This window comes from Pseudomonas sp. P4_C8, from assembly GCF_056401975.1.
In genome coordinates, this window is record NZ_JBFUIH010000068.1 from 1 (window position 1) to 25,457 (window position 25,457).

The 25,457-nt window shown below is 55.6% G+C and carries 27 protein-coding genes; 20 read left to right on the plus strand and 7 right to left on the minus strand.

Annotated elements, in window-relative coordinates; all coding sequences use genetic code 11:
- Window positions 1-298: 298 nt before the first annotated feature.
- Together AC1DWM_RS28035 and AC1DWM_RS28040 are read right to left on the minus strand one after the other, a co-directional pair.
- Window positions 299-1,111, minus strand: a complete 813-nt coding sequence (locus AC1DWM_RS28035; protein ID WP_477796674.1) for a class I SAM-dependent methyltransferase — start codon at window positions 1,109-1,111, stop codon at window positions 299-301.
- Between the two features lie 37 nt (window positions 1,112-1,148).
- Window positions 1,149-1,418, minus strand: a complete 270-nt coding sequence (locus AC1DWM_RS28040) for a DUF4242 domain-containing protein (protein WP_477796675.1) — start codon at window positions 1,416-1,418, stop codon at window positions 1,149-1,151.
- A 181-nt stretch (window positions 1,419-1,599) separates the two neighbouring features.
- Between AC1DWM_RS28040 and AC1DWM_RS28045 the strand changes: the two genes are divergently transcribed.
- Window positions 1,600-2,577 (plus strand): AraC family transcriptional regulator, encoded by a 978-nt coding sequence (locus AC1DWM_RS28045; RefSeq protein ID WP_223516119.1) that lies wholly within the window; start codon window positions 1,600-1,602, stop codon window positions 2,575-2,577.
- Window positions 2,578-2,601: 24 nt separating this feature from the next.
- On the opposite strand, the gene AC1DWM_RS28050 is transcribed toward AC1DWM_RS28045, so the two are convergent.
- From AC1DWM_RS28050 to AC1DWM_RS28060, 3 genes are all read right to left on the minus strand, one after another.
- Window positions 2,602-3,810, minus strand: a complete 1,209-nt coding sequence (locus AC1DWM_RS28050) for a cytochrome c biogenesis protein DipZ (RefSeq protein ID WP_477796676.1) — start codon at window positions 3,808-3,810, stop codon at window positions 2,602-2,604.
- Window positions 3,811-3,983: 173 nt separating this feature from the next.
- Window positions 3,984-4,196, minus strand: a complete 213-nt coding sequence (locus tag AC1DWM_RS28055; protein ID WP_223518971.1) for a hypothetical protein — start codon at window positions 4,194-4,196, stop codon at window positions 3,984-3,986.
- 48 nt (window positions 4,197-4,244) lie between these two features.
- On the minus strand, window positions 4,245-4,508 hold the full coding sequence (locus AC1DWM_RS28060; protein WP_452625981.1) for a DUF2790 domain-containing protein: 264 nt from the start codon (window positions 4,506-4,508) through the stop codon (window positions 4,245-4,247).
- Window positions 4,509-4,814: 306 nt separating this feature from the next.
- Between AC1DWM_RS28060 and AC1DWM_RS28065 the strand changes: the two genes are divergently transcribed.
- The gene (locus AC1DWM_RS28065) at window positions 4,815-5,555 is read left to right on the plus strand and encodes a response regulator (protein ID WP_477796677.1); all 741 of its coding nucleotides are present in this window, start codon (window positions 4,815-4,817) and stop codon (window positions 5,553-5,555) included.
- Window positions 5,552-6,856 carry an ATP-binding protein gene (locus AC1DWM_RS28070; protein ID WP_477796678.1) on the plus strand — a complete coding sequence of 435 codons (1,305 nt, stop codon included), beginning with the start codon at window positions 5,552-5,554 and terminating at the stop codon, window positions 6,854-6,856. Before AC1DWM_RS28065 ends, AC1DWM_RS28070 begins: the two co-directional genes overlap by 4 nt.
- A gap of 23 nt (window positions 6,857-6,879) precedes the next feature.
- On the opposite strand, the gene AC1DWM_RS28075 is transcribed toward AC1DWM_RS28070, so the two are convergent.
- Both AC1DWM_RS28075 and AC1DWM_RS28080 read right to left on the minus strand, forming a co-directional pair.
- Window positions 6,880-7,983 carry an AI-2E family transporter gene (locus tag AC1DWM_RS28075; RefSeq protein ID WP_477796679.1) on the minus strand — a complete coding sequence of 368 codons (1,104 nt, stop codon included), beginning with the start codon at window positions 7,981-7,983 and terminating at the stop codon, window positions 6,880-6,882.
- Window positions 7,984-8,163: 180 nt separating this feature from the next.
- Window positions 8,164-8,910, minus strand: coding sequence for an ABC transporter permease (locus tag AC1DWM_RS28080; protein ID WP_477796680.1), 747 nt, complete (start codon window positions 8,908-8,910; stop codon window positions 8,164-8,166).
- Window positions 8,911-9,670: 760 nt separating this feature from the next.
- Here AC1DWM_RS28080 and AC1DWM_RS28085 point away from each other — a divergent pair.
- The 17 genes from AC1DWM_RS28085 to AC1DWM_RS28165 all read left to right on the plus strand — a co-directional run bounded on the left by AC1DWM_RS28085 (window position 9,671) and on the right by AC1DWM_RS28165 (window position 25,454).
- Window positions 9,671-10,519: a winged helix-turn-helix domain-containing protein gene (locus AC1DWM_RS28085; protein ID WP_477796681.1), complete on the plus strand. Its 849-nt coding sequence runs from the start codon at window positions 9,671-9,673 to the stop codon at window positions 10,517-10,519.
- The gene (locus AC1DWM_RS28090; RefSeq protein ID WP_477796682.1) at window positions 10,516-10,995 is read left to right on the plus strand and encodes a hypothetical protein; all 480 of its coding nucleotides are present in this window, start codon (window positions 10,516-10,518) and stop codon (window positions 10,993-10,995) included. The genes AC1DWM_RS28085 and AC1DWM_RS28090 overlap by 4 nt, the downstream gene beginning before the upstream one ends.
- A gap of 360 nt (window positions 10,996-11,355) precedes the next feature.
- Entirely contained in the window at window positions 11,356-12,252 is an 897-nt protein-coding gene (locus AC1DWM_RS28095; protein WP_223518959.1) for a winged helix-turn-helix domain-containing protein, read from the plus strand.
- Complete coding sequence (locus AC1DWM_RS28100) at window positions 12,249-12,707, plus strand: hypothetical protein (RefSeq protein WP_223518957.1); 459 nt, start codon at window positions 12,249-12,251, stop codon at window positions 12,705-12,707. Before AC1DWM_RS28095 ends, AC1DWM_RS28100 begins: the two co-directional genes overlap by 4 nt.
- Before the next feature lie 234 nt (window positions 12,708-12,941).
- Window positions 12,942-14,429 (plus strand): N-acetylglucosamine-binding protein GbpA, encoded by a 1,488-nt coding sequence (gene gbpA, locus AC1DWM_RS28105; RefSeq protein WP_477796683.1) that lies wholly within the window; start codon window positions 12,942-12,944, stop codon window positions 14,427-14,429.
- Window positions 14,430-14,670: 241 nt separating this feature from the next.
- Window positions 14,671-15,147: a type II secretion system protein N gene (locus AC1DWM_RS28110; protein ID WP_477796684.1), complete on the plus strand. Its 477-nt coding sequence runs from the start codon at window positions 14,671-14,673 to the stop codon at window positions 15,145-15,147.
- 67 nt (window positions 15,148-15,214) lie between these two features.
- Window positions 15,215-17,071 (plus strand): type II secretion system secretin GspD, encoded by a 1,857-nt coding sequence (gene gspD, locus AC1DWM_RS28115; RefSeq protein WP_477796685.1) that lies wholly within the window; start codon window positions 15,215-15,217, stop codon window positions 17,069-17,071.
- On the plus strand, window positions 17,068-18,549 hold the full coding sequence (gene gspE / locus AC1DWM_RS28120; protein ID WP_477796686.1) for a type II secretion system ATPase GspE: 1,482 nt from the start codon (window positions 17,068-17,070) through the stop codon (window positions 18,547-18,549). The genes gspD and gspE overlap by 4 nt, the downstream gene beginning before the upstream one ends.
- Before the next feature lie 2 nt (window positions 18,550-18,551).
- Window positions 18,552-19,763: a type II secretion system inner membrane protein GspF gene (gspF, locus tag AC1DWM_RS28125; RefSeq protein ID WP_223518946.1), complete on the plus strand. Its 1,212-nt coding sequence runs from the start codon at window positions 18,552-18,554 to the stop codon at window positions 19,761-19,763.
- Window positions 19,764-19,765: 2 nt separating this feature from the next.
- Window positions 19,766-20,215: a type II secretion system major pseudopilin GspG gene (gene gspG, locus AC1DWM_RS28130; RefSeq protein WP_223518944.1), complete on the plus strand. Its 450-nt coding sequence runs from the start codon at window positions 19,766-19,768 to the stop codon at window positions 20,213-20,215.
- 2 nt (window positions 20,216-20,217) lie between these two features.
- Window positions 20,218-20,688: a type II secretion system minor pseudopilin GspH gene (gene gspH, locus AC1DWM_RS28135; protein ID WP_223518973.1), complete on the plus strand. Its 471-nt coding sequence runs from the start codon at window positions 20,218-20,220 to the stop codon at window positions 20,686-20,688.
- Window positions 20,678-21,043 carry a type II secretion system minor pseudopilin GspI gene (gspI, locus tag AC1DWM_RS28140; RefSeq protein ID WP_477796687.1) on the plus strand — a complete coding sequence of 122 codons (366 nt, stop codon included), beginning with the start codon at window positions 20,678-20,680 and terminating at the stop codon, window positions 21,041-21,043. Before gspH ends, gspI begins: the two co-directional genes overlap by 11 nt.
- Window positions 21,036-21,596 (plus strand): type II secretion system minor pseudopilin GspJ, encoded by a 561-nt coding sequence (gene gspJ, locus AC1DWM_RS28145; protein WP_477796688.1) that lies wholly within the window; start codon window positions 21,036-21,038, stop codon window positions 21,594-21,596. The genes gspI and gspJ overlap by 8 nt, the downstream gene beginning before the upstream one ends.
- The gene (locus AC1DWM_RS28150; protein WP_477796689.1) at window positions 21,593-22,462 is read left to right on the plus strand and encodes a type II secretion system protein GspK; all 870 of its coding nucleotides are present in this window, start codon (window positions 21,593-21,595) and stop codon (window positions 22,460-22,462) included. Before gspJ ends, AC1DWM_RS28150 begins: the two co-directional genes overlap by 4 nt.
- Entirely contained in the window at window positions 22,459-23,556 is a 1,098-nt protein-coding gene (gspL, locus tag AC1DWM_RS28155; protein WP_477796690.1) for a type II secretion system protein GspL, read from the plus strand. The genes AC1DWM_RS28150 and gspL overlap by 4 nt, the downstream gene beginning before the upstream one ends.
- Window positions 23,556-24,020, plus strand: a complete 465-nt coding sequence (gene gspM, locus AC1DWM_RS28160; RefSeq protein WP_477796691.1) for a type II secretion system protein GspM — start codon at window positions 23,556-23,558, stop codon at window positions 24,018-24,020. Before gspL ends, gspM begins: the two co-directional genes overlap by 1 nt.
- A 783-nt stretch (window positions 24,021-24,803) precedes the next feature.
- Window positions 24,804-25,454 carry a helix-turn-helix domain-containing protein gene (locus tag AC1DWM_RS28165; protein WP_477796692.1) on the plus strand — a complete coding sequence of 217 codons (651 nt, stop codon included), beginning with the start codon at window positions 24,804-24,806 and terminating at the stop codon, window positions 25,452-25,454.
- The last annotated feature ends 3 nt before the right edge of the window (window positions 25,455-25,457 follow it).

Consider the following 25,457-nt stretch of genomic DNA (forward strand, 5'->3'; position numbering starts at 1 on the left):
CCCCAGGTCAGACCGTCGCGGATTGATGCCTGCGCTCCTACCGGCCTTCGAGGCCTGAATGTAATCGGCATACCGTGAGCTCAACCAATGTTGGCCAGAAGCCAAAGATGGCTTCCTCGAATAGGCCTTATACATAGATGCAACCGGGTAGCAGTGTTTGAAAAGCAGGTAGACAGTGGGGGCGAGTCCATACATAGGAGCGGGCTTGCCCGCGAAGGCGGTGTATCAGTCAACCTATATATCGACTGATACACCGCCTTCGCGAGCAAGCTCGCTCCTACATTAGATCTACGCCAGCTCAGCGCCTTGTGATGACTACTTCGAGGTATTCGCTTGGCACCACCAGCGACTTCTCCCCCGCCCGGTTCATCCGGTTCAGCAACTCGGTCAGGTCCTGTTCCAACGCCTGGGCACCCTCGGGAGGCAGCGCCGCGAAGGCTTTATGGAGCGGACCGTACCAGTTGCGGAAGACGTCGATGAAGTGCGCCGCCGAGCGATAGCGGAAATTGAAGGTACGGCGCGTCACCTGAACCAGAAAGTCGCGTTCATCGAAGTGTGAATGCAGCCAGGCTTCGGTGCCCCAATTGGACGGCGGCTGTGCCCCCGCCGGTGGCGGCATGTGCCGGCCCAGGGTCTTGAACATCTGCCCGACAAAGCCTTCCGGCGTCCAGTTGGCCAGGCCGATCCGCCCACCGGGGCGGCAGACTCGCGCCAGTTCGGCGGCAGCTTTGGGCTGGTCGGGCGTGAACATCACGCCGAAGGTCGACAGCACGGCATCGAAGCTGGCGTCCTCGAACGGCAACGCTTCAGCGTCAGCCACCTGGAAGGTCACCTCCAGTCGTTCTGCCCTGGCCCGGTCTTCGCCACGTTCCAGCAATGCGGCCACGTAATCAGTCGAGGTGACGTTACAGTGTCGGCGTGCGGCGGCGAGTGTCGCATTGCCGTTGCCGGCGGCCACGTCCAGCACCCGCTCGTCACAGAGCAGGTCGCAGGCTTCGGCGAGTTGCTCGCCGACAATCTGCAACGTGGTGCCGATAACGGCGTAGTCGCCGCTGGCCCAAGAGGCCATCTGGCGGTTTTTCAGGGCAGTGAGATCAATCGGTGTACTCATGAAATCTGCTCCGTAAGGATTGCAACGCAACCACGGCCTATTCCGCCGTGGTGGGATCGATAATGCTCGCCACTTGGGAAATACGGTTGGCCGGGAAACCACTGCGGGTGGCGTGTTCTTTGATGAGCGCTTCGTTGGGTGCGATGTACACGCAGTAGAGTTTGTCACCGGTGACGTAACTCTGAAGCCACTGCACTTCTGGCAGGTCGCGCAACACGTTGCAGGACTTTAGCGAGGCGGCTTTCAAATCGCGCTCTGACAGTGCTCCAACACCCGGGATCTCGCGTTCTATGACGAACTTTGGCATGGCAACCTCTCATTTTTGTTATTGATGACGGGGTCGGAAGCGGCCCCGTTGGCCAACTATCGCCCCAGCACAGGCCAGCGTCCTGCCCGATCGTCGGCCAACCCTGTCCAATCGTCCGGAGGTTGGCCGCGGGGCAGCGACAAGCTCACAATCAACACCATCCGCACATCGGGAAACCGCCATGGACGCCCTGTCACAAACCTTGCGTGTCGTGCGCCTGGTCGGCGCGATTTTCATCAATGCCCGGTTCACCGCGCCCTGGTGCTACCAGTCGCCCAGCGCCGACACGGCGGCACCGTTTCTGGAACCCGGTGCGGAACGTGTGGTGATCTTTCACTTGATCACCGAGGGCGAGTGTTACGTAGAACTCGGTGATGACCCTCCGTTGCTGCTGACGGCCGGCGATGTGGTGGTTTTCCCGCAAGGGCATGCTCATCGCATGTGTTCTAAACCGGGCCTGCCGCCCGCCACCGGTGCACGGCTGGACGCGGTGCTGGCGCGGCGGCCACGGCAGTTGAGTTATGGTGGTGGCGGCGCGGTCACGCGGTTGGTGTGCGGTTATCTGGCGTGCGATACGCGGTTGGCCGGCATGTTGTTGACAGGGCTGCCGGCGGTGGTCCGGGTCAACGTGCGCGGCTCGAATGCCGGCATGTGGCTCGAATCTTCGGTGCGTTATGCCTTGGCCGAAGCCCGCTCGCCAAGGCCCGGTGGTGAAGGTGTGCTGGCGAAACTGGCCGAAGTGTTGTTCATCGAAGTGCTGCGCCTGTACATGAACGAACAGGGCGAAGGGCGTACCGGGTGGCTGGCCGGGGTCGGTGACCGGATTGTCGGCGGTGCGTTGAACGCACTGCACAAAAAGCCCTGTCACGCCTGGACGCTGGATGAGCTGGCGCGCACAGCCGGCACCTCAAGATCAGTCTTGGCCGAGCGCTTTCAGCAATTGGTCGGGAGTTCGCCGATGCAGTACCTGACGCAATGGCGGATGTTGCTGGCGGCCAACCTGTTACGCAGCAGTAACAGTTCATTGATGCGCATTGCCGAAGAAGTGGGTTACCAAACCGATACAGCGTTCAGCCGGGCCTTTCGTCGCGAGTTCGGTGCACCCCCGGCCGCGTGGCGGCGCAGTCAGGCGAACAAACCAATGACCCAAGGCGCGTAGCCTGTGGGCCATTGATTTGATCGATTATGCAGCCGGGGCTTTCGCCTCTTCCAACAGTTGCTGGATCACCTTCTCCTGAGTGTCGTAGCTGCCTTCACCAAAGTGGGTGTAACGCACCTGCCCCTTGGCGTCGATCAGGTAATGCGCGGGCCAGTACTGATTGTCGAAGTTGCGCCAGATCGCGTAGTTGTTGTCGATGGCCACCGGGTAGGTAATGCCAAGCTTTTTCACCTGATCCTTGACGTTGTCGATGATGCGCTCGAAACCGTATTCCGGGGTGTGCACGCCGATCACCACCAGGCCGTCCTTCTCGTATTTCTTCGCCCAGTCCTTCACATACGGCAGCGTGTGCTGGCAGTTGATGCAGTCGTAGGTCCAGAAATCCACCAGCACCACTTTACCTTTCAGGGAATCGTTGGTCAGGGCGGGCGAGTTGAGCCATTCGACGGCGCCGTTCAGTGACGGCATGGCGCCTTGAGCGTTGTCCATCGTATCGGCCTTCACTTTGCTGACGAAGTAATCGACTACTTTCGGCACGGTTTCCAGCACCCCTTTCTCGAGACTGCTTACGCCTTCGGAGGAAGTGCCGGCCAGCAGGGTTTTGTCGGCTCCGGTGGAAATCACCGCCGCCGCAGCCAGCACCGCAACACCGGTACCTCGACGCAGCCACCCGGTGACCGGGATCGACGCTTTCAAACGGTTGACCAGACCGCGACCGGCGAAAATCAAGGTGCCCAGCGACAACGCGCTGCCCAGGCCGTACGCCAGCAGCAACAGGCTGGTTTGCGCATTGGCGCCTTGCAGCATGGCCCCTGTCAGGATCACACCGAGGATCGGCCCGGCGCAGGGTGCCCACAGCAGGCCGGTGGCAACACCGATCATCACCGAACTCAACGGACCGGACAGGTTGCGGTTGTCGGGGTCAAGGCGATTGCCAAGCGCCACAAACGGACGGGCCATCAAGTCACCGACCCGGGCAGAGATCAGCGACACGGCAAACAGCACCATCACGATCAGGGCGACCTGGCGACCGGTGTTGTTGGCTTGCACCACCCACTCACTGCTGACCACGGCCAGGCTGGAGATCAGGGCAAAGGTCAGGACCATGCCGCCGAGGGTGAGCAGGATGGAGGAACGGGTACGTTTGACTCCGGCGAACAGGAACGGTACGACCGGCAGGATGCAGGGACTGAGGACGGTCAAAATGCCGCCCAGAAAAGCGATGATGAACATGGGATCACCTTTGAAATGATGGAGGGCGACAAACAACACAATCCCCCTGTAGGAGCGGGCTTGCCCGCGAAAGCTGAGTGTCAGTCGACATCAATATTGAATGTACTGGCCTCTTCGCGGGCAAGCCCGCTCCTACACTGGATCGGTGGTGTTCACACAACAGTGTTCCGGCTTCAGGCAGTCTGGTTTTCCAGTTGCTGCCCCTGCGGAGTCCGGCTACCGCCATCCTGTGCCAGAAACGCATTCGCGTCCTTGTGCGCCATCGGCGTCAGCTGGAAGCACGTAGCGCTGCCACAACTACTCTGTTCAACAGCGGCATTGGCATGGGCGGCGGCGCCGGCGATGGTGAAGGCAATGGCGGTCAAATAGCGGCTTACGTTATTCATGATGTGTTTCCTGTTTCAAAGGGAGGGGGCAATGGGTGATCGAGGTACTCAGTTGTCCGAGTTGCAGCCATCAGCCACTTTGCGGTAGTCCAGGACCTGGGTTTTGTTCTGCGAATCCAGGTAGGTCAGTTGCGCATCCACCACCCCGCAGATCGGCGTCGCGTCCTGTTTCAGCGACACGACTTTCTTGATGTCCAAATGCGTGCCGTAGGTGTAGGTTTTCGGTGTAACGTCTGCTTCGGCGCGGGCCGACAAGGTGCAGATGTTCAGTGCGGCAAACAGGCAAGCGGCGTAGATGGCTTTAGTGTTCATGGCGGGTTCCTCAAGGCTTCAATGGGTCAGTGGTTCGATTGAGCCGAGGCGGTGTGGTTTGCCTCGTTGGAACCTATTAGAAGCCTGCGAGGTATCTGGTCTGTGTCGAAAACAGACGCGTGTAAATCGGTACGTATCAAAGCCGGGCCCCGATACACAGCGATACAAAACCCCTGAAAAACCGTGTTTTTGCGTCTGCGTGTATCCGTCACCAAGCCAGATACACTGCAATACAAAGGGTGGCGGTCGAGCGGACCCAGGCTCGATAGACTGCGCGATATCCCCCATTGATAGAGGCCAGTCCCCATGGAACATGTCGATCACATTCTCATCGTGGACGATGACCGAGAGATCCGGGAACTGGTAGGCAACTACCTCAAGAAGAACGGTCTGCGCACCACAGTCGTCGCCGACGGCCGGCAGATGCGCGCGTTTCTTGAAACAACGCCGGTGGACCTGATCGTGCTCGACATCATGATGCCCGGCGACGATGGCCTGATGCTCTGCCGCGAATTGCGCGCCGGCAAACACAAGGCCACCCCAGTGTTGATGCTCACCGCGCGCAACGACGAAACCGACCGCATCATCGGCCTGGAAATGGGTGCCGACGATTACCTGGTCAAACCGTTCGCCGCCCGCGAGCTGCTCGCCCGAATCAACGCCGTGCTGCGGCGCACGCGCATGTTGCCGCCCAACCTGGTGGTAACCGAGAGCGGTCGCCTGCTGGCGTTCGGCCGCTGGCGCCTGGACACCTCGGCCCGGCACTTGCTGGACGACGACGGCACCATGGTCGCGCTGAGCGGCGCCGAATACCGGCTGCTGCGGGTCTTTCTCGATCACCCGCAGCGGGTGCTCAATCGCGATCAACTGCTGAACCTGACCCAAGGCCGCGACGCCGACCTGTTCGACCGCTCCATCGACTTGCTGGTCAGCCGCTTGCGCCAGCGTCTGCTCGACGACGCCCGCGAACCGGCCTACATCAAAACCGTGCGCAGTGAGGGCTATGTGTTTTCACTGCCGGTGGAAGTCCTCGGTGCGCCTTCATGAACCTCAACTTCCACTGGCCCCGCACCCTCGCCTCACGGCTGTCGCTGATCTTTCTGATCGGCTTGATCCTGGCGCAGGCGCTGTCCTTCGGCGCACAGTATTACGAGCGTTACGAAAGCGCGAAAAACACCATGCTTGGCAACCTCGAGACCGACGTCTCGACCTCCATCGCCATCCTCGACCGCTTGCCGGCGGCGGAACGGATGAGCTGGCTGAAACAACTGGACCGGCGCAATTACCGCTATCTGCTGGATGAAGGCTCGCCGGGCGAGGCCATGCGCGACACCCCGATTGCGGTGACCTCGATCAAGGACGCCATCGGCAAGGATTACCCGATGACCGTGACCGACATTCCCGGCCCGATCAAACACTTCCAGGTCCATCTGAAACTGACCGATGGCAGCCCGGTCACCATCGACGTACGTCCGTCGATGGTGCCATTGTCGCCGTGGCTACCCTTCGTCCTGCTCGGCCAATTGGCGTTGTTGATCGCTTGCACCTGGCTGGCTGTGCGCATCGCCATCCGCCCGCTGACTCGACTCGCCCAGGCCGTGGAAACGCTCGACCCCAATGCCCACGCCGTGCACCTGGACGAAAAAGGCCCGACCGAAGTTGCCCACGCCGCCAAGGCTTTCAATTCAATGCAGGCGCGCATCGCCGCCTACCTCAAGGAGCGCATGCAACTGCTGGCAGCGATCTCCCACGACCTGCAAACCCCGATCACCCGTATGAAACTGCGCGCCGAATTCATGGACGACTCCACCGAGAAAAACAAACTGTGGAACGACCTCGGAGAGATGGAGCATCTGGTGCGCGAAGGCGTCGCGTACGCTCGCAGCATTCACGGCTCCACCGAAGAAAGTCGCCGAACCGACCTGGATTCATTCCTCGACAGCCTGGTGTTCGACTATCAGGACATGGGCAAAGACGTGCAACTGAGTGGCAAAAGTGGCGCGGTGATCGACACCCGGCCGCATGCGCTGCGGCGGGTATTGGTGAACCTTACGGACAATGCGTTGAAGTTCGCGGGCGCGGCCGAACTGAAGGTAGAAACCAGAATCGGCAGCCTGTCAGTGACAGTCATGGACCGCGGACCGGGCATTGCCGAGGAAGAACTGGCCCACGTGATGGAACCGTTTTACCGGGTGGAGAATTCGCGTAACCGTAGCACCGGCGGGACCGGGCTGGGCCTGGCAATTGCCCAGCAACTGGCGCAGGCCATCGGCGGGTCGTTGACGTTGAGTAATCGTGAGGGGGGGGGTTTATGTGCGGAGCTTGGATTACCGACTCAACCGAGCTGATCTCATCGTTACGCTTAAAGACATCAAGCCTGTCCCAGGTCGTCCAGCGCGTTATCTCGCGGCTGGTCTTTCACCCATTGCCAGAACAACTGATAGCTGACTGCAAGAAGAACAGGACCGATAAACAACCCAATAATGCCGCCGCTGATCATCCCGCCCAAAGCGCCGACCAGCACCACAGGCATCGGTACATCGACGCCACGCCCCAGCAACATTGGCTTTAGCACGTTGTCGACCAAACCCGCGATAAACACATAGATGGCAAATACTACGGACACCGTACTCGCACCCTCACTCGCAAAAACGTAGATGATCACGGGAACGGTTACCAAGGTGGCGGGTAACTGCATGATACCCAGCAGCAACAGCACAAGGGCTAACAAGCCGGCGCCGGGGACCCCCATCACCACGAAACCGGCACCCACCAGCAGCATCTGAATGAAGGCTATACCGATCACACCTAACGCAACTGCGCGAATCGTGGTGGTGCACAGCGAGGTGATTTTTGGCCCTTTTGCAGGACCACAGATACGTGACACGATTTGCACCGCACTGCGGCCACCGCTTTCACCGAACGCCATCAAGATGCCGGCGATCATCAAGGCGACGATGAACATGAGAAACCCCATCCCGGCACCTGCCAGCTCGCTTAAAAGGGATAGGGTGAAGTGCTTGATCTCAGGCAGGTATTTTTGGATCAGGTCAGGCAGGTCCGTGACAGCCTGCATCCAGAGGCTATGCAGCAGTTTGCCCACCAATGGCCAGTGGGCGATCGTTTCGGGCGGTAGAGGAATCTGGAAGCTACCGGTTTTGACCATCGTCATGGCCCCCTCAACCGAATCAACAAGCGACTGACCCAGCAGACAGACAGTTGCAATCAGGACGCCTATAGCAATAAGCACGATTAGAGTCGCGGTGAATCCATTACTTCTACCCAGCTTGCTTTGAAGACTGCGTTGCAGTGGATAGAGCGTGATCGCCAGGATGACTGACCACAGCATCAAACTCATGAATGGACTAAAAATCCGGAAGCAAAAAATCACCATAATGGCGAGCAGCCCCGCGCGAATCAGTACATCGAGCATATTTCGGGACAAGGCCTTCTCGGAAATGGTCGCGGGCGGCATTCATAAGCTCCAGTAGCTGACAACAACGTTGTGAGATCGGTAAATCCAGCATGCGGGCTCAATCAGGGGGATACGCAAAGTATCTACAGCGCCCTTTCTTCATAGGCATAAACACCACCCGGATGCTGGCGAATATTTATGCTTTGGTACGGACAATGATGGAAATCAAAAACTATGAAATTAGAGCTTGATATGGATTTGTCGACGACGCCGGTAAACGCTAATCGAAACGAACAGTAGGACTAAAGCCATCACCATGACGTATTCAACCGAAACTCCTTCTACAGGTTCGTAATCAGAAAACACCTGCGAACGAATCAACTCCTCCAGGTGTAAAAACGGATTCAGTAGCAATATCGGCAACATGGCGTTCGGAATATAAACCGCGGGAACCAGCACACCCGAAATGAAATACAGCGGAAAGAACATCGTTCGGACACACACGTTGATCCCGGGGCTCGCATGGTTAAGCGACGCCAGCACTACACCCAACCCGAAGGAAAACAACAACCCAAGAATGATAATCAATAGCCATTCGACAGGTGCCTTGATGGACACGTCAAAACCATATCCAGCAAAAATCAGCACCAGAATGATGTACACGACGATGGCGAAAAACGTTTCGACTAACGTTCGAGCTATCAGGATATTCAGCGGATTGATCTGCCTATTGGCAAACGATGCCCGCTTGGCGCAGGTGCTTCCCATCAGACGCAGGACGATATTTCGAAAAAGCAAGAACGGCACCAACCCTGCCAATACAAAGATGGAAAAATCGATGCCTACAACTGTTTGTCCACCGTTCTGTGCAAATAAATGAGTGAACAACACTAAATGACAAACCGGTTCAAGCAGAATCCAGATACCTCTCATACGTCGCTCATTGACGCGCGCACGTACCTCATGCAACACGAGCGCCGCAATCACTGTTTTTCTATTTTTTAGAAGTGATCGATGTTTCAAAGGTCTTTACTCCCAAGAGGCGTAGACCGACTATCAAGCAGGACGCTGCGAAACGAACAATTTGTAACTATTAATTCACGATAATTCATAGTCCGAAATCATCTTCAAGCCTGCCGGATTACTCGACATACCCTGCCGCATGGCGATGATACCTACCGCCCCCTGTGCCAAGGACTGTACGGAGTCCTATAACGTCGCCTGATGAGTCAGGTCTTGCAGGCTGATGGAGATGACGGGGAAGGCGTTAGCTAACACAAAAAGAAGACCGGCACCGATCGTCAGCGCCAAATGTTGTTGCAGACTGAGCTGACTGCCTCGATCCAGTACCGCCGCACATCGAACACAGCGTGCGACCTGATTCCTGGTCAGCGGTGCCGGCTTGTATACGCCATCGCAGCGCTCACAAATAATCCAGACTGTGTAGGTAGACACAGGCTCGCCCAAGTCAACTCGAAGCGCAGCATCTTGCCTGCCAACCTGAATTTACAAAGTCAAAACTTCTCAATAATTGTGATTTGCAGCCCACCTGATAGTGATCACGACTCTGAGTGCCAGGGTCCGGCGCCCTTTCACAGACTCGACTCCGCTCGCGTGACGGACTGGATCCGGACGTGCAATCATACTGATAGGACGCCTCGTTCACGACCTGCCAATTTTTCAAATAAATCAACTATATACACGTCTCAACCAAACACCTTCAACTGCAAGAAATCACGGATGCATCATGGATACCCTGACGAGTACTACCACGCAAAGTGGTCCATTCTTTAGCTACACCATCAGATGCTCACAACGAGGGCGATCAGCAATTTTTTTTCCTCAACGCCAGCAGATGTCCTTGATCGAAGGAACCTCAAAATATCAGGTTGAGTTAGGGTTTTCCCCCAGTCGATTACTCGAGTTGATGGTGAGAAACGCTGATGTTGTTGTCACTCGCAACGAAATACTTGAGTACGCATGGCCAGAGCGTGTCGTCACACAAAGTAGCCTCAATCAAGCAATTTCACGATTACGAGAACTACTCGGGGATGAACAAAACAAAGAAATCATCCAGACCATTCCTCGCCGCGGTTATGTCTTCAACTCAAGCTTTCTTACTGCTGCAGTAGAGCTTTCAGAGACGGGCGACGACTGTGGTGACACACCGACTGTTATTGAAAATAACACCCACCTGCACTCCAAATGGGATGCCTTGCCTGAACACTGGCAGAGGCCAGTCAGGTTGTTTTTGGTGACAATCACGGCATTGATGCTAAGCACCCTGCTTTGGCGTGTTGATTGGGATCTGCTGCTTCAACCTAATCTTGTCATCGATACGCAACAAGAAAACAATCAACGTCTGATTTATAYGGCTCCCAACCTGAGTTCTTTAGAATCACTCCAGAATGACCTATCAAAAATACGCGAGCGTCTTGTACTTTTTTCAAGTAGCCCTGGAACTCTCATGTTCAACCGCGCACAAAACTACTATGACATCACCTGCATCCATCAAGGCGTAACAAAATTCATTACCGTTTACCGCACCCAACTGGCGACCATAAATGATCAACAATTGCGGGAGTGCCTGCGATGATCAGACTGAACAGCATACTGTGTGGCTTGATAGTCACCTTCGGAGTTGGCCATGCAGGGTATTCATTTCTAGAACGGGCACAACCAATTACTGGCGCCTATTTTTCTACCGGACTGTTTCTGATGAGCGATGGCAGCAGCACCCCTGTCAGCATTCGAATGCAACTAAAAAGCAACAGCCTTTATGAGTACATCCAGGTAGGTGCCTGGTATCAGGATTATTTCAGGGACGTAGACGCTCATATAGCGGGAAATTTAAAGCTGAAAAACATTTCTTCCAACTCTTCAAAAGTAACAGCCCCCCCAAGCTACAGCGACGAAGACATTGTATTTAATAATGCCTACAACAGTAAGCCCGGAACCCTCCTGACCCTCTATACGCTCCCTCATGACAAAGATACATTATGTTTTTACATTAAGGAGCTAAATAAAGTTAGATGTTTCGGCCAGAATCGTTCCCGCGAACTTCACCCGTGAAGCGATGACTTCCAGCCAGGTTTCTACAACCTCTGCGAATGGATCTCGTGAAGAATGGGTTAGTCCCGCTGACAAAAATCAAGAGACTGCTGTAGTTCAGAGAGTGAAGAGCGGAAAATGCGAGCTTTTTTTCAGGAAAAAATCGTGAATTGATGTGAATTGACATCTATTGACTTCGCGTTTGGAGGCATCTGCTTGATAGTTCCTACAGGACCTATCAAGCAGATGCTCAAGCAGGTGTTGAGTGCGCGTGTTCGGCCTCGAAGAGAGGATGCCCCTCACCCTCACCTCCTTCAGATATTAGCGACTGCATCATTTATTGGATGCTATTTTTACCTTGCGTATCTTTAAGGCAAAAACATGACTTCCACAGACATACAAGAACCCCGCCTTTCTAAAGAATCGCCTCAGAGCGTTGATACTGTAAATACACGCACGATTCCACCCCCTCCTGGCTGCCATGTCATTCGCTGCGCAAAGCCAGAACATTATGTTCACTTCGAGCCTACCTGTCAGTTACTAACATTTTTCTTTGGAGAACAGCTGACCTCCAAAGTGGAGCTTAGCTTTTCCTCTTCCCGCCTGCTGGAATTGTTAATTACAAGGGCTAATACTATTGTCGCCCGAGAAGATATCCTGGCCTATGCCTGGCCTGGGCGCGTTGTCACTCAAAGCAGCCTGAATCAAGCCATTTCCAGCATAAGAGAGCATCTGAGTGATGAAGTGGCCAAAGAAATCATACAGACCATGCCTCGTCGTGGGTATCAACTCAACTCTCGTTTTCTAATTCCTCCCGAAGAGCGGCCTGCATTCCAGCACGATATAAATCTGGCACCGACTATTGCTGCCTCCCCCTCAGGCGAGCGTACTGCCCTCATGCAATGCATAGTTAAGAGTCGCCGTATTTTTCTTTTATTACTTATTGCATTCCTGTTCGCGACCCTCGTTTGGCGTTCCAATCTTACTCTGCTTGTGCAGCCTGGACTGGCCGTTAGCACTGAACACATCGGCAATAAAAGCCTTCTGTATACGGCTCCTGACAACGAAAAACTTGCAACTCTATACACTGAAATCAGCCCCTTGCGGGATAGGTTACTGGCAATTTCAGGAGCGCCCATCACATTATTATTTAACCGCATGTACAATTATTTCGATGTCATTTGCATCAATCAATACGGCAGTGTTTCTACCATCCTTATGCACCATTCCCAAATAACAAAAATCAATGATCATCAACTATTGGCCTGTGTAAAATGATCCGCTCAGATTTATCGCTCTTCATCGTGGCACTGCTGCTGACGCTCGCTCACCTTGTGTATTCCACCCTTGAGCGGCATCACCTCTACGGACCTTATTTCTCCCAAGGCATCGTCTTGTTCGAAAACGGTGAATCGATATCCCAAAACGCGCGCTTACAATTCCAGAAAAATAATGTTTACGATTTTCAACAAATCGACAGCACATCTCACATTACGCCGCTTGGGATCAAAAGCACTTTCCGGGGTAGTTTCTTTTTAACCACCCTCTCTAAAAACCAGAGCCTGAACAGGGCATCAAAAAAATATGCCCACAGTCAGTTGGCCTATAACCAAGCTTATTATGCAAAGGAAAACATGCCGCTCACGTTTTACAGGCTGCCCACCCGACCCGACAATTTCTGCGCCTATATAGTCGAGCTTCAAAAACTGCGATGTTTTGGATTGGCACACTAGAACCCTCACCACCTGACTCTCCAGCAACTTGACTCCGGACTGATACAAGGCGGCGACCTGAGCATTCCAACTGTCACGCCTCTTCGCTTATCACCTCGGCGCACAGAGCATTTTTCACAACTATTAATGCCGTGATGTGCGCCGTTCAGTGGTACCAAAAGGATGGGACTCGCGTTCTGAAACGTAGTCCAGTGCACTCAGAGCCTAATAAATTGCACCAAGCAGGAGCTACCAATGAAAGACAAATTGTTACCGAACGGACTACTTTTACGGTGTGCATTTTCAGTAGCGCTGCTGAGCACCTTACTGACGTCTCAACAAGCAGCCGCTCACGGTTACATCACCGACCCTCCAGAGCGCGCCTATTCCTGCATTCCGTCACTCGGCTTAAATACCAATTGCGGGGCAGCACAATACGAGCCTCACAGCGTCGGTGAGGGCACCAAAGGTTTTCCAGGCTTGGGCCCTGCCGATGGAAAGATCCCCAGCGCCGGTAACCCGTCATTCTCTGAAATGGACATTCAAACAGCCAGTCGCTGGCATCTGAACGAAATCAAAGATCGCACCATCAAGTTTGCCTGGTACTACACCGCGGGCCATAAAACGACTCGCTGGGAATACTTCATCACCCGAACCGGCTGGAATCCGAACGAACCACTCAAGCGTTCGGCTTTTGACGCCGCTCCATTTTGCACCGTCCAAGGCAATGGCCTCCCACCGATTAACGGTGCGGTAGGCGGCTCAGGCCCGGGCAAGGAAAAGCATACCTGCGTGGTTCCTGCCGACCGTAGCGGACACCATGTCATTCTGGGTCTGTGGACAGTTGATGACACGGCCATGGCCTTCCACAAGGCAGTGGATGTAAACATCATCGCGGATGGCGGCCCAGGTGGACCTGCCGATGGCTGGAACAGTGTGGGCAACATCACACCCAACCAACCCCTGCAAGTCGGTGATCAAGTCAAGGCGCGAGCCTTCATTGGCGGTACCGAGAGCCCTGAATACAGCGTGGGCATCCGTATCGAAACAGCTGAAGACGGCGTTGCACAGAACTGGTCATTCAAACTGGCTGAAAAGGTCAATGCGACCCAGACACTGATCCGTGCCGGTGTGCGTGATAGTGAAGGCAATATCGCGCCTGTCAAAGGCACCAACACCTTGTACGCCAAAGCCGAAAGTGGCGTCACCAGCTACCAGATGCAAACGGTTCTGGTGGGCGACCCGGACGCCTATCTGCACTTTCATAACATCGCGACTGAGTACGAACTAGACAAAGGCAAGGCCAATGTCGACTTCACCGTGATGTCCAACCGCGAACTCAACGTTGTAGCAACCGTACTGGATGCCAACAACAAGCAAGTGGGTGAAGCAAACCAACGGGTCAACGCTACGACAGCATCGTTCAGTGTTCCTGTGATCAGCTCGCCAGGTACACACCAGGTATTGCTGGTGGGCCGCAGTGACGATGGCCGGGTCAATCTTCAGGACGTTAAACGCATTGAAATGACCGGAGAAGCAGGTAGTGGCGATTATGAATTCGAGTTCCCGAACGAACTAGCCAGCTACAGAGCAGGCACTAAGGTGCTGCAGCCAAAAGACGGCAAGGTCTATGAGTGTAAACCGTTCCCTTATGAGGGCTGGTGCAAGATCTATAACCCGAATGCCAACCAGTATGAGCCGGGGATAGGCTCCAACTGGAAGGATGCCTGGATCGCCCGGTAACGCCATCCAAAGTGAGGCCGGACAACCTGTGCGGGCTGTCGGCTTCACAACGGCTGTTTGAAAAACCGGCAAGCCGCGTCAATCGAGTGTCGTTTTGAGCCGATGCTCCTGCAGCGGTCATCCACCGCGCCCGGATATTCCATCGCATTTTTTCTGAGTCGAATGGCGCTTGAGTTTTTCATTTACGGCAATCCCGGGCTCGCTCCCAATACTTTTCAGAACGGCCTTGCTGGTTCTGCCGTTGAGCTATGCAAGCGTATTGCTCTGGCAAGAGCGGGCCTGGCGCAACACCTTGCCCAAGGTGGAAAACCTGCCTGCCTCCCCTGCCCCGGCACGCGATGAGCGTCAGGCGTTCAATCCCCGTGCAATTGCGGCCGTGCTTGGCCTGGCTGGACAGGACGCCCCGGCCCGCAGCACCGAAGCACTGGTGCTGAGGGCCAGCTTTGTCTCAAGCGCGGGAGACTCGCGCGCGTTGCTCGCGGGTGCCGAAGGTCAGCGTACCTACCAGGTGGGAGACACCTTGCCGGGCGGCAGCGTATTGCGCCGCGTCGAAGTGGCGCAGGCGGTTTTGTGGCGGGACGGTCGTGAAGAGGTGTTGCCCCTGGAAACAACAGGCAAGCCGACATTGCGATTGCTTGAACGTGACGTACACAACGCAGTTGTCGAGCCTTCGTCCCACCATCTTCAACCGACCACACATCGAGACCAAAGTGATTGACTGCACGAATACAGACTGGCGGTTTTCACCGCGACGCTGGCTACAATCCCTGATTCTGGCGCCCTTGATGTTTCAAGGCGTTGTTCTGGCCCAAGTCCCTCAATGGCAGTTGTCCATGAAGGATGCGGAACTGCGCGACGTCGTCCAGGAAATGTCCTCGATTCTCGGTGCTACGGTGATCCTCGACCCCCGTGTCCAGGGACGTATTACCGTGCTTTCCCGCCAGCCGCTGGACCGCGAAGGCGTTCGTCGCCTGTTTTACTCCGTGCTCGAAGCCAACGGCTTTGCCACTGTCGATCAGGGCGATCGTTTGCTGATTATTCCGGCAGCAGAAGCCAAGGCCCGGGCCGGCACCGGGCAAGCCGCCTCGCCGGCCGAGTTCGTGACCGAGGTCATGACGCTCAATTCAAGTGTTGCCGTGGATCTGGCCGGGTTGATTCGGCCTTTGGTTACGGCCCATGGTTACATTGGCCCTTCCGCATCGGCCAATGCGCTGGTCGTCACCGACAGCGCGGAGAATGTTCGGCGCATCGCACATATCGTGCGACAACTGGACTCGGGCGCCAAGAATGCCCACGCCGTCGTCGAGTTGCGTCACGGTCTGGCCGCCGAAATCGCCAAGGTGATGGAGCAATCCCTCGGCAAGCAAAACCTGGAGTCGGGTAGCCAGGTGATTGCCGATTCGCGCAGCAATCGCCTGCTAATCCTGGGGACTCAGGTCGCACGTCAACGCCTGATTGATATGGCACGTTCACTGGATACACCGGCCAATGCCCAGACCGATAATGCCAAGGTGATCCGTCTTCGCTTCAGTGACGCCAAGCAACTGGCAGAAATGCTCGACTCTATGGGCCAAGGCATGAAGCCCCCCATGGGATCCGGTAGCAGTAAAGAGCTGACGTCCTCCATGCCCGTCGTGGTCAAAGCCGCCGAGAGTCAGAATGCCTTGGTGGTGATTGCCGAGCCGGCTCAGCTGCGGACGATTGAGAGTATCGTGCGCCAACTCGACCAACCTCGCGCCCAGGTGTTGATCCACGCGGCGATCGTAGAGGTATCCGGCGACATCAATGAAGCCCTCGGCGTGCAATGGCGCGTGGATAGCGGCGATGTAAAAGGTGGCATTACCTTCCCGGCGGCGGGCAGCACCCTTGGCGGGTTACTCACGTCTGATGGGGGGGTGAAATTGCCGGACGGTGCCGCCTTGAAAATCGGCAGCGACAGCTTCAGTGTGCTGGTCACGGCGCTGGCCAGCAATGCGCGCAACAACCTGCTGTCGACGCCCAGCCTGTTGACGCTGGACAATCAGCAAGCAGAAATCCTGGTCGGGCAGAACGTCCCTTTCAAGACGGGCTCCTACGCGACGTCGGGCAGCGGTGCGGACAATCCCTTCACGACGGTGGAGCGCAAGGATGTCGGCATCAGCCTGAAGATCAAGCCACACATCAACGAAGGCTCGACCCTGAGGCTGGAAGTCGAGCAGGAAAACTCGGAAATAGCCCCCTCCTCCAGCGGCTTGACTGACGGCGATCTGATCACCAACAAGCGGGCATTGAAAAGCACCATTCTGGCTGACGATGGCGAGATCATCGTGATCGGCGGGCTGATCAGGGACAGCGTGAGGACGGTGGAAAGCAGTGTCCCTTACCTGGGGCGCATTCCGCTGATCGGCGGGCTGTTCCGCTCCAGTAATGACACCCACGAAAAGACAAATCTGATGGTGTTCCTGCGGCCAACCATCGTGCGCAGCCGGGAGAATCTGGCCGAAATCACCAAAGACCGTTACAACGACTTGCGTGATCTCAGCAAGCCGGGGGTGCGGCAGAGCAACTCCCTATTGCTGCCCAAGGACCCCCACCAGTTGTTTCAGGGAGCAGATGACAATCAATTGATTGATCTGCGCAAAGAAAAGGTGCGCTCCCAATGAGCCAGGAGACAGTGCTGGATCTGCAACTTCCCTTTGGATTTGCCCGTCGATTCGGTGTGCTGATCGAAGGGAAATCCGTAGAGGCGCGCGTACTGTTTCGCGACGACACACCGCTAACTGCACTGGCTGAAGTCAGGCGCCTGAGTGATCGGGATCTGCCGTTGCAACGCATCGACACTCAGACGTTCGCAGTGCGCCTGGCCGCTTGTTATCGAGAGGGACAAAGTGCAGCCGAAGAAGTTGCCCAAGGCCTGCACGATGATCTGGATCTGGTCAGCTTGGCCGATCAGGTGCCCCAGGCGGCAGACTTGTTGGAGCAAGAAGGTGATGCACCGATCATCCGTCTGATCAACGCGCTGCTGAGTGAGGCGGTGCGAGAGAAGGCTTCGGATGTCCACCTGGAGACCTTTGAGCAGTATCTGTCCGTGCGAATGCGGATCGATGGCCAGCTGCGCGAAGTGTTGCGGCCCAAGCGCGAACTGGCGAATTTGCTGGTGTCGCGGATCAAGGTCATGGCCCGCCTGGACATCGCCGAAAAGCGTATCCCGCAGGATGGCCGCATTGCCTTGCGCCTGGCGGGACACGAAGTGGATGTCCGGGTCTCGACGCTGCCATCGGCGCATGGCGAACGTGTGGTTTTGAGGCTGTTGGACAAGCAGTCCGGGCACCTGGATTTGGCACGATTGGGGATGCCTGCAGAAACGCTGACACGCTTGCAACAAATGCTCGGCAAACCCCATGGGATATTCCTGGTCACCGGCCCCACCGGTTCCGGCAAGACCACCAGCCTGTATGCAGCGCTGACCCATCTGAATGATCAAACGCGCAACATCCTCACCGTTGAAGACCCCATTGAATATCACCTGCCAGGCATTGGGCAGACACCGGTCAACACAAAAGTGGATATGACCTTTGCGCGTAGTTTGCGGGCGATGTTACGTCAGGATCCGGACGTGGTGATGGTGGGAGAAATCCGCGACACGGAGACCGCCGAGATCGCAGTGCAAGCGTCCCTGACCGGGCACCTGGTGCTGTCGACGTTGCACACCAACAGCGCTGTTGGTGCAGTGACCCGTCTATTGGACATGGGAATCGACGCCTACTTGCTGGCCTCCTCTCTGGTGGGAGTACTCGCTCAGCGCCTGCTGCGCAGCCTGTGCAGTGAATGCAAAACACCGTATGTGGCCGATTCGGCCGAGAGCTTGCGTCTTGGACTGACAGCCGACTGCGCACCGCAATTGTTTCGGGCTCAGGGATGCAGCCAGTGCCAACAGGGGTATCGCGGGCGTATTGGAATCTATGAATTGATCACTGTGAACCCGGTGTTCGCCTCTTTGATCCATCGCGGCGCCACTGAACCAGAGCTTATACAAGAAGCGCGAAACACCTCTCTCAGTCTGTTTCAGGATGGCCAGAGGCGGGTGCTCGATGGCACCACCAGCCTCGATGAATTGTTGCGGGTAACTCAGGAGGACTGACCATGCCGGCATTCGAATATCAGGCAAAAAACAATAACGGCCGTACGATCCGAGGCAGCCAGGAGGCCGACAGCCCACGACATGCCAGGCAATTACTGCGCGAGCAGGGCTTGTTGCCGACACGCGTTCAAGCTGCCAAACGCACAGCGGGGGCTGGCGGTCGATTCACCCGTAATACTCGCTTGAGTGCCAGCGAACTGGCACTGGTGACACGACAGTTGTCAACACTGATTCAAGCATCGCTACCACTGGAAGAAGCCTTGCAAGCAGTGGCCTCCCAGAATGAACAACGTCGAATCAACAGCCTGTTGTTGTCGGTGCGTAGCCGCGTTCTGGAAGGGTACGCACTGGCGTCGGCCCTGGCAGGTTTTCCACGGGCATTCCCTGATCTGTACCGTGCCACGGTCGCGGCCGGCGAACGTTCCGGACATCTGGATCAGGTACTGGAGCAACTGGCCGACTATACCGAGGCAACCCAGCTATCGCGTCAACGTATTCAGCTGGCGCTGGTCTATCCGCTGATTCTGATGTTCGCCTCGCTGATCATCGTCGGTTTCCTGCTGGCTTTTGTGGTGCCGGATGTCGTCAAGGTTTTTGTCGACAGCGGTCAGCCTTTACCTTTGCTGACCCAAGGACTGATCGCCCTGAGTGATGGATTGCGCATTTATGGTGTGTGGCTACTGTTGCTGATGTTTGCGTTGATGGCCGCCGCCCGTGCGGCTCTGCGACAGCCCTCCGTGCGGCTGCGCTGGCATGACCTCTTGCTCAAGATCCCGTTGTTGGGCGGGGTATTGCGGGCCACTGAAACAGCGCGGTTTGCCAGCACCCTGGCGATTCTCGGCAAGAGCGCCGTGCCGCTGGTGGATGCGCTGGAAATCGCCGCGGCAGTCATTTCGAACCAGATCATCCGGGCCCGCATGAGCGATGTCGCCCGTTCAGTTCGTGAGGGCGGCACCCTGACCAGGGGCCTGGAACGCGGTGGGGATATCCCGCCGCTGATGCTCCACATGATTGCCAGCGGCGAGCGGGCCGGAGAGCTGGACAGCATGTTGGCCCGTGCCGCCGAGCAACAAGAAAAAAACCTGGCGGCGCGAATAGCGCTGGCCGTAAGCCTGTTCGAACCCTTCATGCTGGTGGTCATGGGCGGCGTCGTGCTGCTCATTGTCCTCGCCATCCTGATGCCGATTCTTAGCCTTAATCAACTGGTGAACTGATCATGACACCTGCCCTGCACAAAACACCCCGCGCACAGCGCGGTTTTACGCTGATCGAAATCATGGTGGTCGTCGTGATTATTGGCATCCTGGGGGCCATCGTTGTGCCCCAGTTCATGAGTCGCCCCGACCAGGCCAAGGTAACGGCGGCCAGCACCGACATCCAGGCTATCGCGACGGCCCTCGAAATGTACCGCCTCGACAACCACAACTACCCCTCGACACAGCAGGGTCTTGAGGCGTTGGCCAAACGCCCCGTGGGTATGCCGGCAGCAAAAAACTGGAGCCCACAAGGCTACCTGAAAAAACTGCCCGTTGACCCTTGGGGCACGCCTTATCAATACCTCAATCCCGGCATCAAAGCGGACGGCTACGATCTTTACTCCTTCGGTTCCGACGGCGTTGACGGTGGTGAGGGCCATGCCGCAGAAATCGGCAATTGGGAGAACTGAAGGTGAAACGGGAATGCCAGGGGTTCACCTTGATTGAAATGCTGATGGTCATCGTGGTCATCAGCGTAGTGGCTGGCATGGTTCACGTGGTGGCCAGTAAGAACCCGGGGCGAGAGGCACTACAGCAGGCGCATCATTTCCGCCAGTTACTGCAAACAACACGCGAAAGCGCTGTACTCGAAGGACGAGAGTACGGGCTGCACGTGGAAAGCGAAAACTACCAATTAATGCGTTTAGAGCAGTCAGTCTGGCGCCCGCTCGGGCCAGTCCACCAGCTCCCTGCAGGATTGTTCATGTCACTTGAACAAGAGGGTCAGCCTCTCGTTCTGAGTGAACATCCAGGTCACCCGCAGATCCTCATGCTCAGCAGCGACGAGTTCAGCCCGTTTACCCTGCACTTATCAACCCGAACCCAACCATGGTTGAGTATTTCCGGTGATGGTGTTGGCGAGCCGCTCATTAATGAAAACTGAACGCGGTTTCACTTTGTTGGAGGTGATGATCGCGCTGGCCATCTTCGCCACCCTGGCAGCGGCGGCCTTGTCAGCCAGCCAATACGTGCTGAAGCAAAACAGTGGGTTGGAAGAGCGTCTGTTTGCGGCGTGGTTGGCAGATAACCAGTTGAATGAAGCTAGCCTGCAACGCCACCCGACACTGGGGCGACAGCAGTTCGTTGTCGAGTTTGCACAACAAGACTGGGTCATCCACCAATTCATTCGTCCTGCGCACGACCAACGCCTGCTTGAGGTTGAAGTCAACGTACGCCGCGCCGAAAGCGATGACATCGTGAACCGGAGCCAGCGCTGGTTGCAGGCCCGCAATGAATAAACAGGCCGGCTTCACCCTGCTGGAGCTGATGATCGCCATGGCCGTTTTTGTCTTGCTGGGGCTGGCGTGCTGGCGCCTGTTCGATAGCGTAGCGAGCGCCGAACGTAGCAGCGTTGCTCATCAACAGGCCTTGCGCAGTCTAATGCGCGCCTTTGCGGTAATTGAGCGCGATGCTCTTCACGTCGTGGAACGCCGACCGGGCCGGACCTTCCTGCTGGATCAGGGATTGTTGAATTTTCAACGAGGTAACTGGCGAAACCCGCTTGATCAGTTACGTAGTGAATTGCAGGAAGTCAGCTACACCGTCGAGCACGGCGTTCTCTGGCGTCATAGTCGTTCTGCGGAACATACGGTTTTACAGCGTCAGAAGTTGCTTGAAGGGCTAAGCGATGTCCGATGGCGTTTGCTCGATGAAAAAGCAGGCTGGCGCCTCTACTGGCCGCGCGATGCAAACCAGTCTCCGGTCGCTCCGATAGCGTTGGAACTGGTGTTTACCCATCCTCGATTCGGCGAGATTCGACGGGTCTTCGCGTTGCCTCAGGTGGTGCGATGAAGGGCCGTCAGGAAGGGGTGGCACTCATTACCGTTTTACTGGTGATGAGTCTGGCGTTGTTGCTGGTGAGCAGCCTGTTGCGCAGTCATCGTCTTGCGGTACAAAGCAGTGCCCAGCTACTTCATCGATTGCAGCTGCAGCAGTCAGGGTTGAGCGCGGAGACGTTGGCGCTTCAGTTTTTACAAAATGCTCAGTGGCGCGATTCAAAAAGCGTGAACCTGGGACAGGAATGGGCCCGGCTGGGGACCACCTTCGAACTCGACGGTGCCACCGCGCGCATCGACATCGAAGATCTGGCCGGTCGGTTCAACTTCAATCAATTGCTCAAACCCGGACAGGTCGACCAGATCACCCTCGGTCGTTGGGCGCAGCTCCTTCAGGTGTTGAACCTGAAAGCGCCGGACCTGACCCGGCTGCGACCACCCTACAACGCCGGGTTATTGTCCGATATCTCCGAGCTGCGCCTGGTTCCCGGCATTGATGCCCAATGGCTGTCGCGCATTCGACCCTGGATCGCCCTACTCCCCGCAGACGCCACGTTGAACGTCAATACCGCGTCCACAACACTGCTTTCCACCCTTGAAGGCATGACACCCGCCACCGCCCGGGCATTGGTAGCACAGCGTCCACTTGCGGGATTTTCCAGCGTCCAGGCGTTTACCCAGGCCCCGGTCATTGAGGGTTTGGGCGTAGCCAGCCATGGGTTAGGGCTGACCAGTCGCTGGTTTCGCGTCACAGTGCAGATTGAGATTGGGCAGCGCCACCTGCGGCTGATCAGCGACTTCGAACGGAATCGGCACAACGGCCGGCTTCAACTGCTGCAACGGCGTTTCGTTCCTGCGTACGAGAAGGAAATCAGCCCATGAAAACCTGGCTCTACCTCACCGCCGAGGGCCTGAATCAGCCCTCACACGACTGGACTTGTTGCTTGTGGCAGGACAACCAAGAGCCTCAGACAATGTCACTGGCGCAAGCGGTCCCCGCATTAAGGGGGAGTCATGTCGAGTTGATTCTGCCAATGGAATCGTGCAGTTGGTGGCTAAGCGAAAAATGGCCCTCGCGCAGGCGCCCCTCTGCCCAGGCGTTGGCCTATACCATCGAGGACCACTTGGCCCAAGAGCTGGACACCTTGCATATCGCGGCGGGAACCGCGGATGGGCAACAACGCTATCCGATGCTGGCGATCGACCGGCAACGGCTTGAATCGATACTCGCACTGTTGACAGGTGCGGGGATCGAGCCCTCGAATATTTATGTCGATGCCGACCTGCTTCCCGGTGATCAGGCATGTGGTGCGTGGTGGTTCGGACGCTGGATAGTGGGGGGCACACTGGAGGCACGTCTGGCACTCGACGATGAAGCAAGACAGACACTGAATGAGACGTTACCAGCGCAGATGAATTGGCTGGATGAGCCGTCACAATTGCCCGGTATATTGAGTGCCAATGCTGCGCGGGCGATCAATCTGCGTCAGGGTCAGTTCAGTCTGGCACAACGTCGTTGGCCGGTGCGTTCGGTGCTCGCCGCGCTGGTTGCAACCGTTCTTATAGCGTGGGCATTTACCCTGACCCGCAGTCATTTTCTTGAGCAAGAAAGTGCAAGGCTCTATGCCCACAGCGTTCAGCGTTTCAAGTCGATGTATCCCGAGCAGACTCGCATCGTCGACCTCGCAGCCCAACTCAAAGCACAACTGGCCAAAGATGGCGTGAGCCGGACCACCCAGCTTGCCCGTTTGCGCGGACTTGCAGAGCAAGTCATCGGAGGTAGCAGCGTTGAGGTGCAACGCATTGAGTACCGGATAGGCGAAGGCTGGAAAATCCAGCTGACCGCGAACACTTTCACCGAGCTTGAACAGCTGCGTGTGCGCAGCAACCAGAGCCAGCTGCCTATCAAGCTCGGCAATACCAGCAAAGACCAGAATCGCGTGCGCGCTGTATTGACCCTCGAGGAAGACACCTGATGATCAGCGCTCTGAAAATCCCTCCAGTCCTTCGGGAAAAATGGCAGCAGTTGCCCGAACGTGACCGTCGGATGCTGTCGGTGTTGGCCGTATTTTTGCTCGGCGTGTTGCTGTTCAACGGTCTTTGGCAGCCAGCGCAACAGCGATTGGCCGTGGCTGAACGTCTCTATCAGCAGCGGCTGGAACTGGCGAGGGAGATGCAACGCGCATTGCCGGGAAGCTCGCGCGAATTAACACTCACACCGCTTTCTACGCGACTGAACGATAGCGCAATGGCAGCCGGTCTGGACTTGCAGCAACTGGAGGTCGACGAAAAAATCATGCGCATCACCCTGCGGGGCAAAGCGTCGGTGTTGTTGCTTTGGTTGGAGAACATCGAACGGGAAGGCGCTCTGTTTCAGTCGCTAAGTCTTGAAAAGAATGATGAGTTGCTGGAAGCCCGGCTGGTACTGAACGGGGTTTAGCGGCCAGGTCCCCCAATCCAGGCTGTTTTTTTTCGACGCGACGAAAGTCGAAGTACTAAAACTGAGATTTCCTGATCAGTTTCACAGACTATTTGAATTCAGAAAGGTTTGGCAGGACCAAGCCCCAAGAGTAAGAGCCGATTTGGCCAAACCACAGCTTTTCGGATGTCCATTGAGCATCGAACACCTTGAACTCCGAAGATAAAAGCTAAGTGAGCTGTAGACCGCCCAAAACATCCTTTATCTTTGTCGATCCAACCAGCGCATGAATACCTTCGATATTCAGTTGTGCAGTTAACTCGCTGAATTGTGGCTTAGAAAGACAAGGTGGGTTGAGTCAATGGACTGCCGCGACTTGAATTGCGCCTGACGAAACATCTACTCACATATCGCAATAAAAAATCAAAACATTACCAACCACATACTATGAATGCGTCTACGCATCATAACCAGATTTCTCACCACCTCGACTGCCCCTTCCCCCGTCTTCGATAGACTATCTCCACCACTTCGCAAGAACTAAAGCCCGCAATAAAAAGTAACACAAAATTACGGCAATCAAACTAATCACCCCGACAAAAGCCCGGTCCGCAATCAGACTATCAATTGAAATCACTTACTTCAAGAACAACAATAATAACAACATAACACTTACGCAAAGCGAGCATTCACCAGACAACAACAAATAGTTGTAAATCATACCATGAAATGATGAAAAACAAAGGAACTACAACCCCAGACCATTAATAAAATCTAACTCCCACAAAAGCAATAGGGCCTAAAATGGAAAAGAATCATCTGTCCGGATTCAATTGCAGCAACAACAAATTAGTTGGTGCCAGCATTCACTACTTGCACACATGGATAAAAAAAAACGGCTCTCGAAAAACTATTGATGCAGGAGAGAAACTTTCAGAAATCAGCGAACATTCAATATTCACAATTGAAAGCGGTGCATGGCGATTACTGATCGGCGGCCATAAGGTCATCAACATTATTGGACCTGGCGGAATTGTTGTGCTCGACCATCAACCGCCTAGTTACAGCGGACCATCAGGCGGCTACGAGATATTATCCCGCTCTACCTATTACGAACTCCCCATGGAAAATATTCATTTGGCTGCTGCCGATAGAAATCTGCTAAAAGGAATTTTTGATTTTATGACCTGGAATACCAGCAACCTTTCAAGCAAATGGCTAAATCAGTGTTTGGGGAACAGCTACGCGGAAGTAAAATCAGCATTGGAGTGGATGAATGAGTTACCAAACTCAATTAGGGAAAAATACACAGCTATATCATTTGTCACCGATACGACGGGGGTTTCCAGGTCACACGCTCTGTCGATCATGAAATCATTGAAAGAAGGAGGCTATATTGAAATGGAAGGCGGACATCTTATAAAAATCATGAAAAAACTACCCGATGGATATTGACCC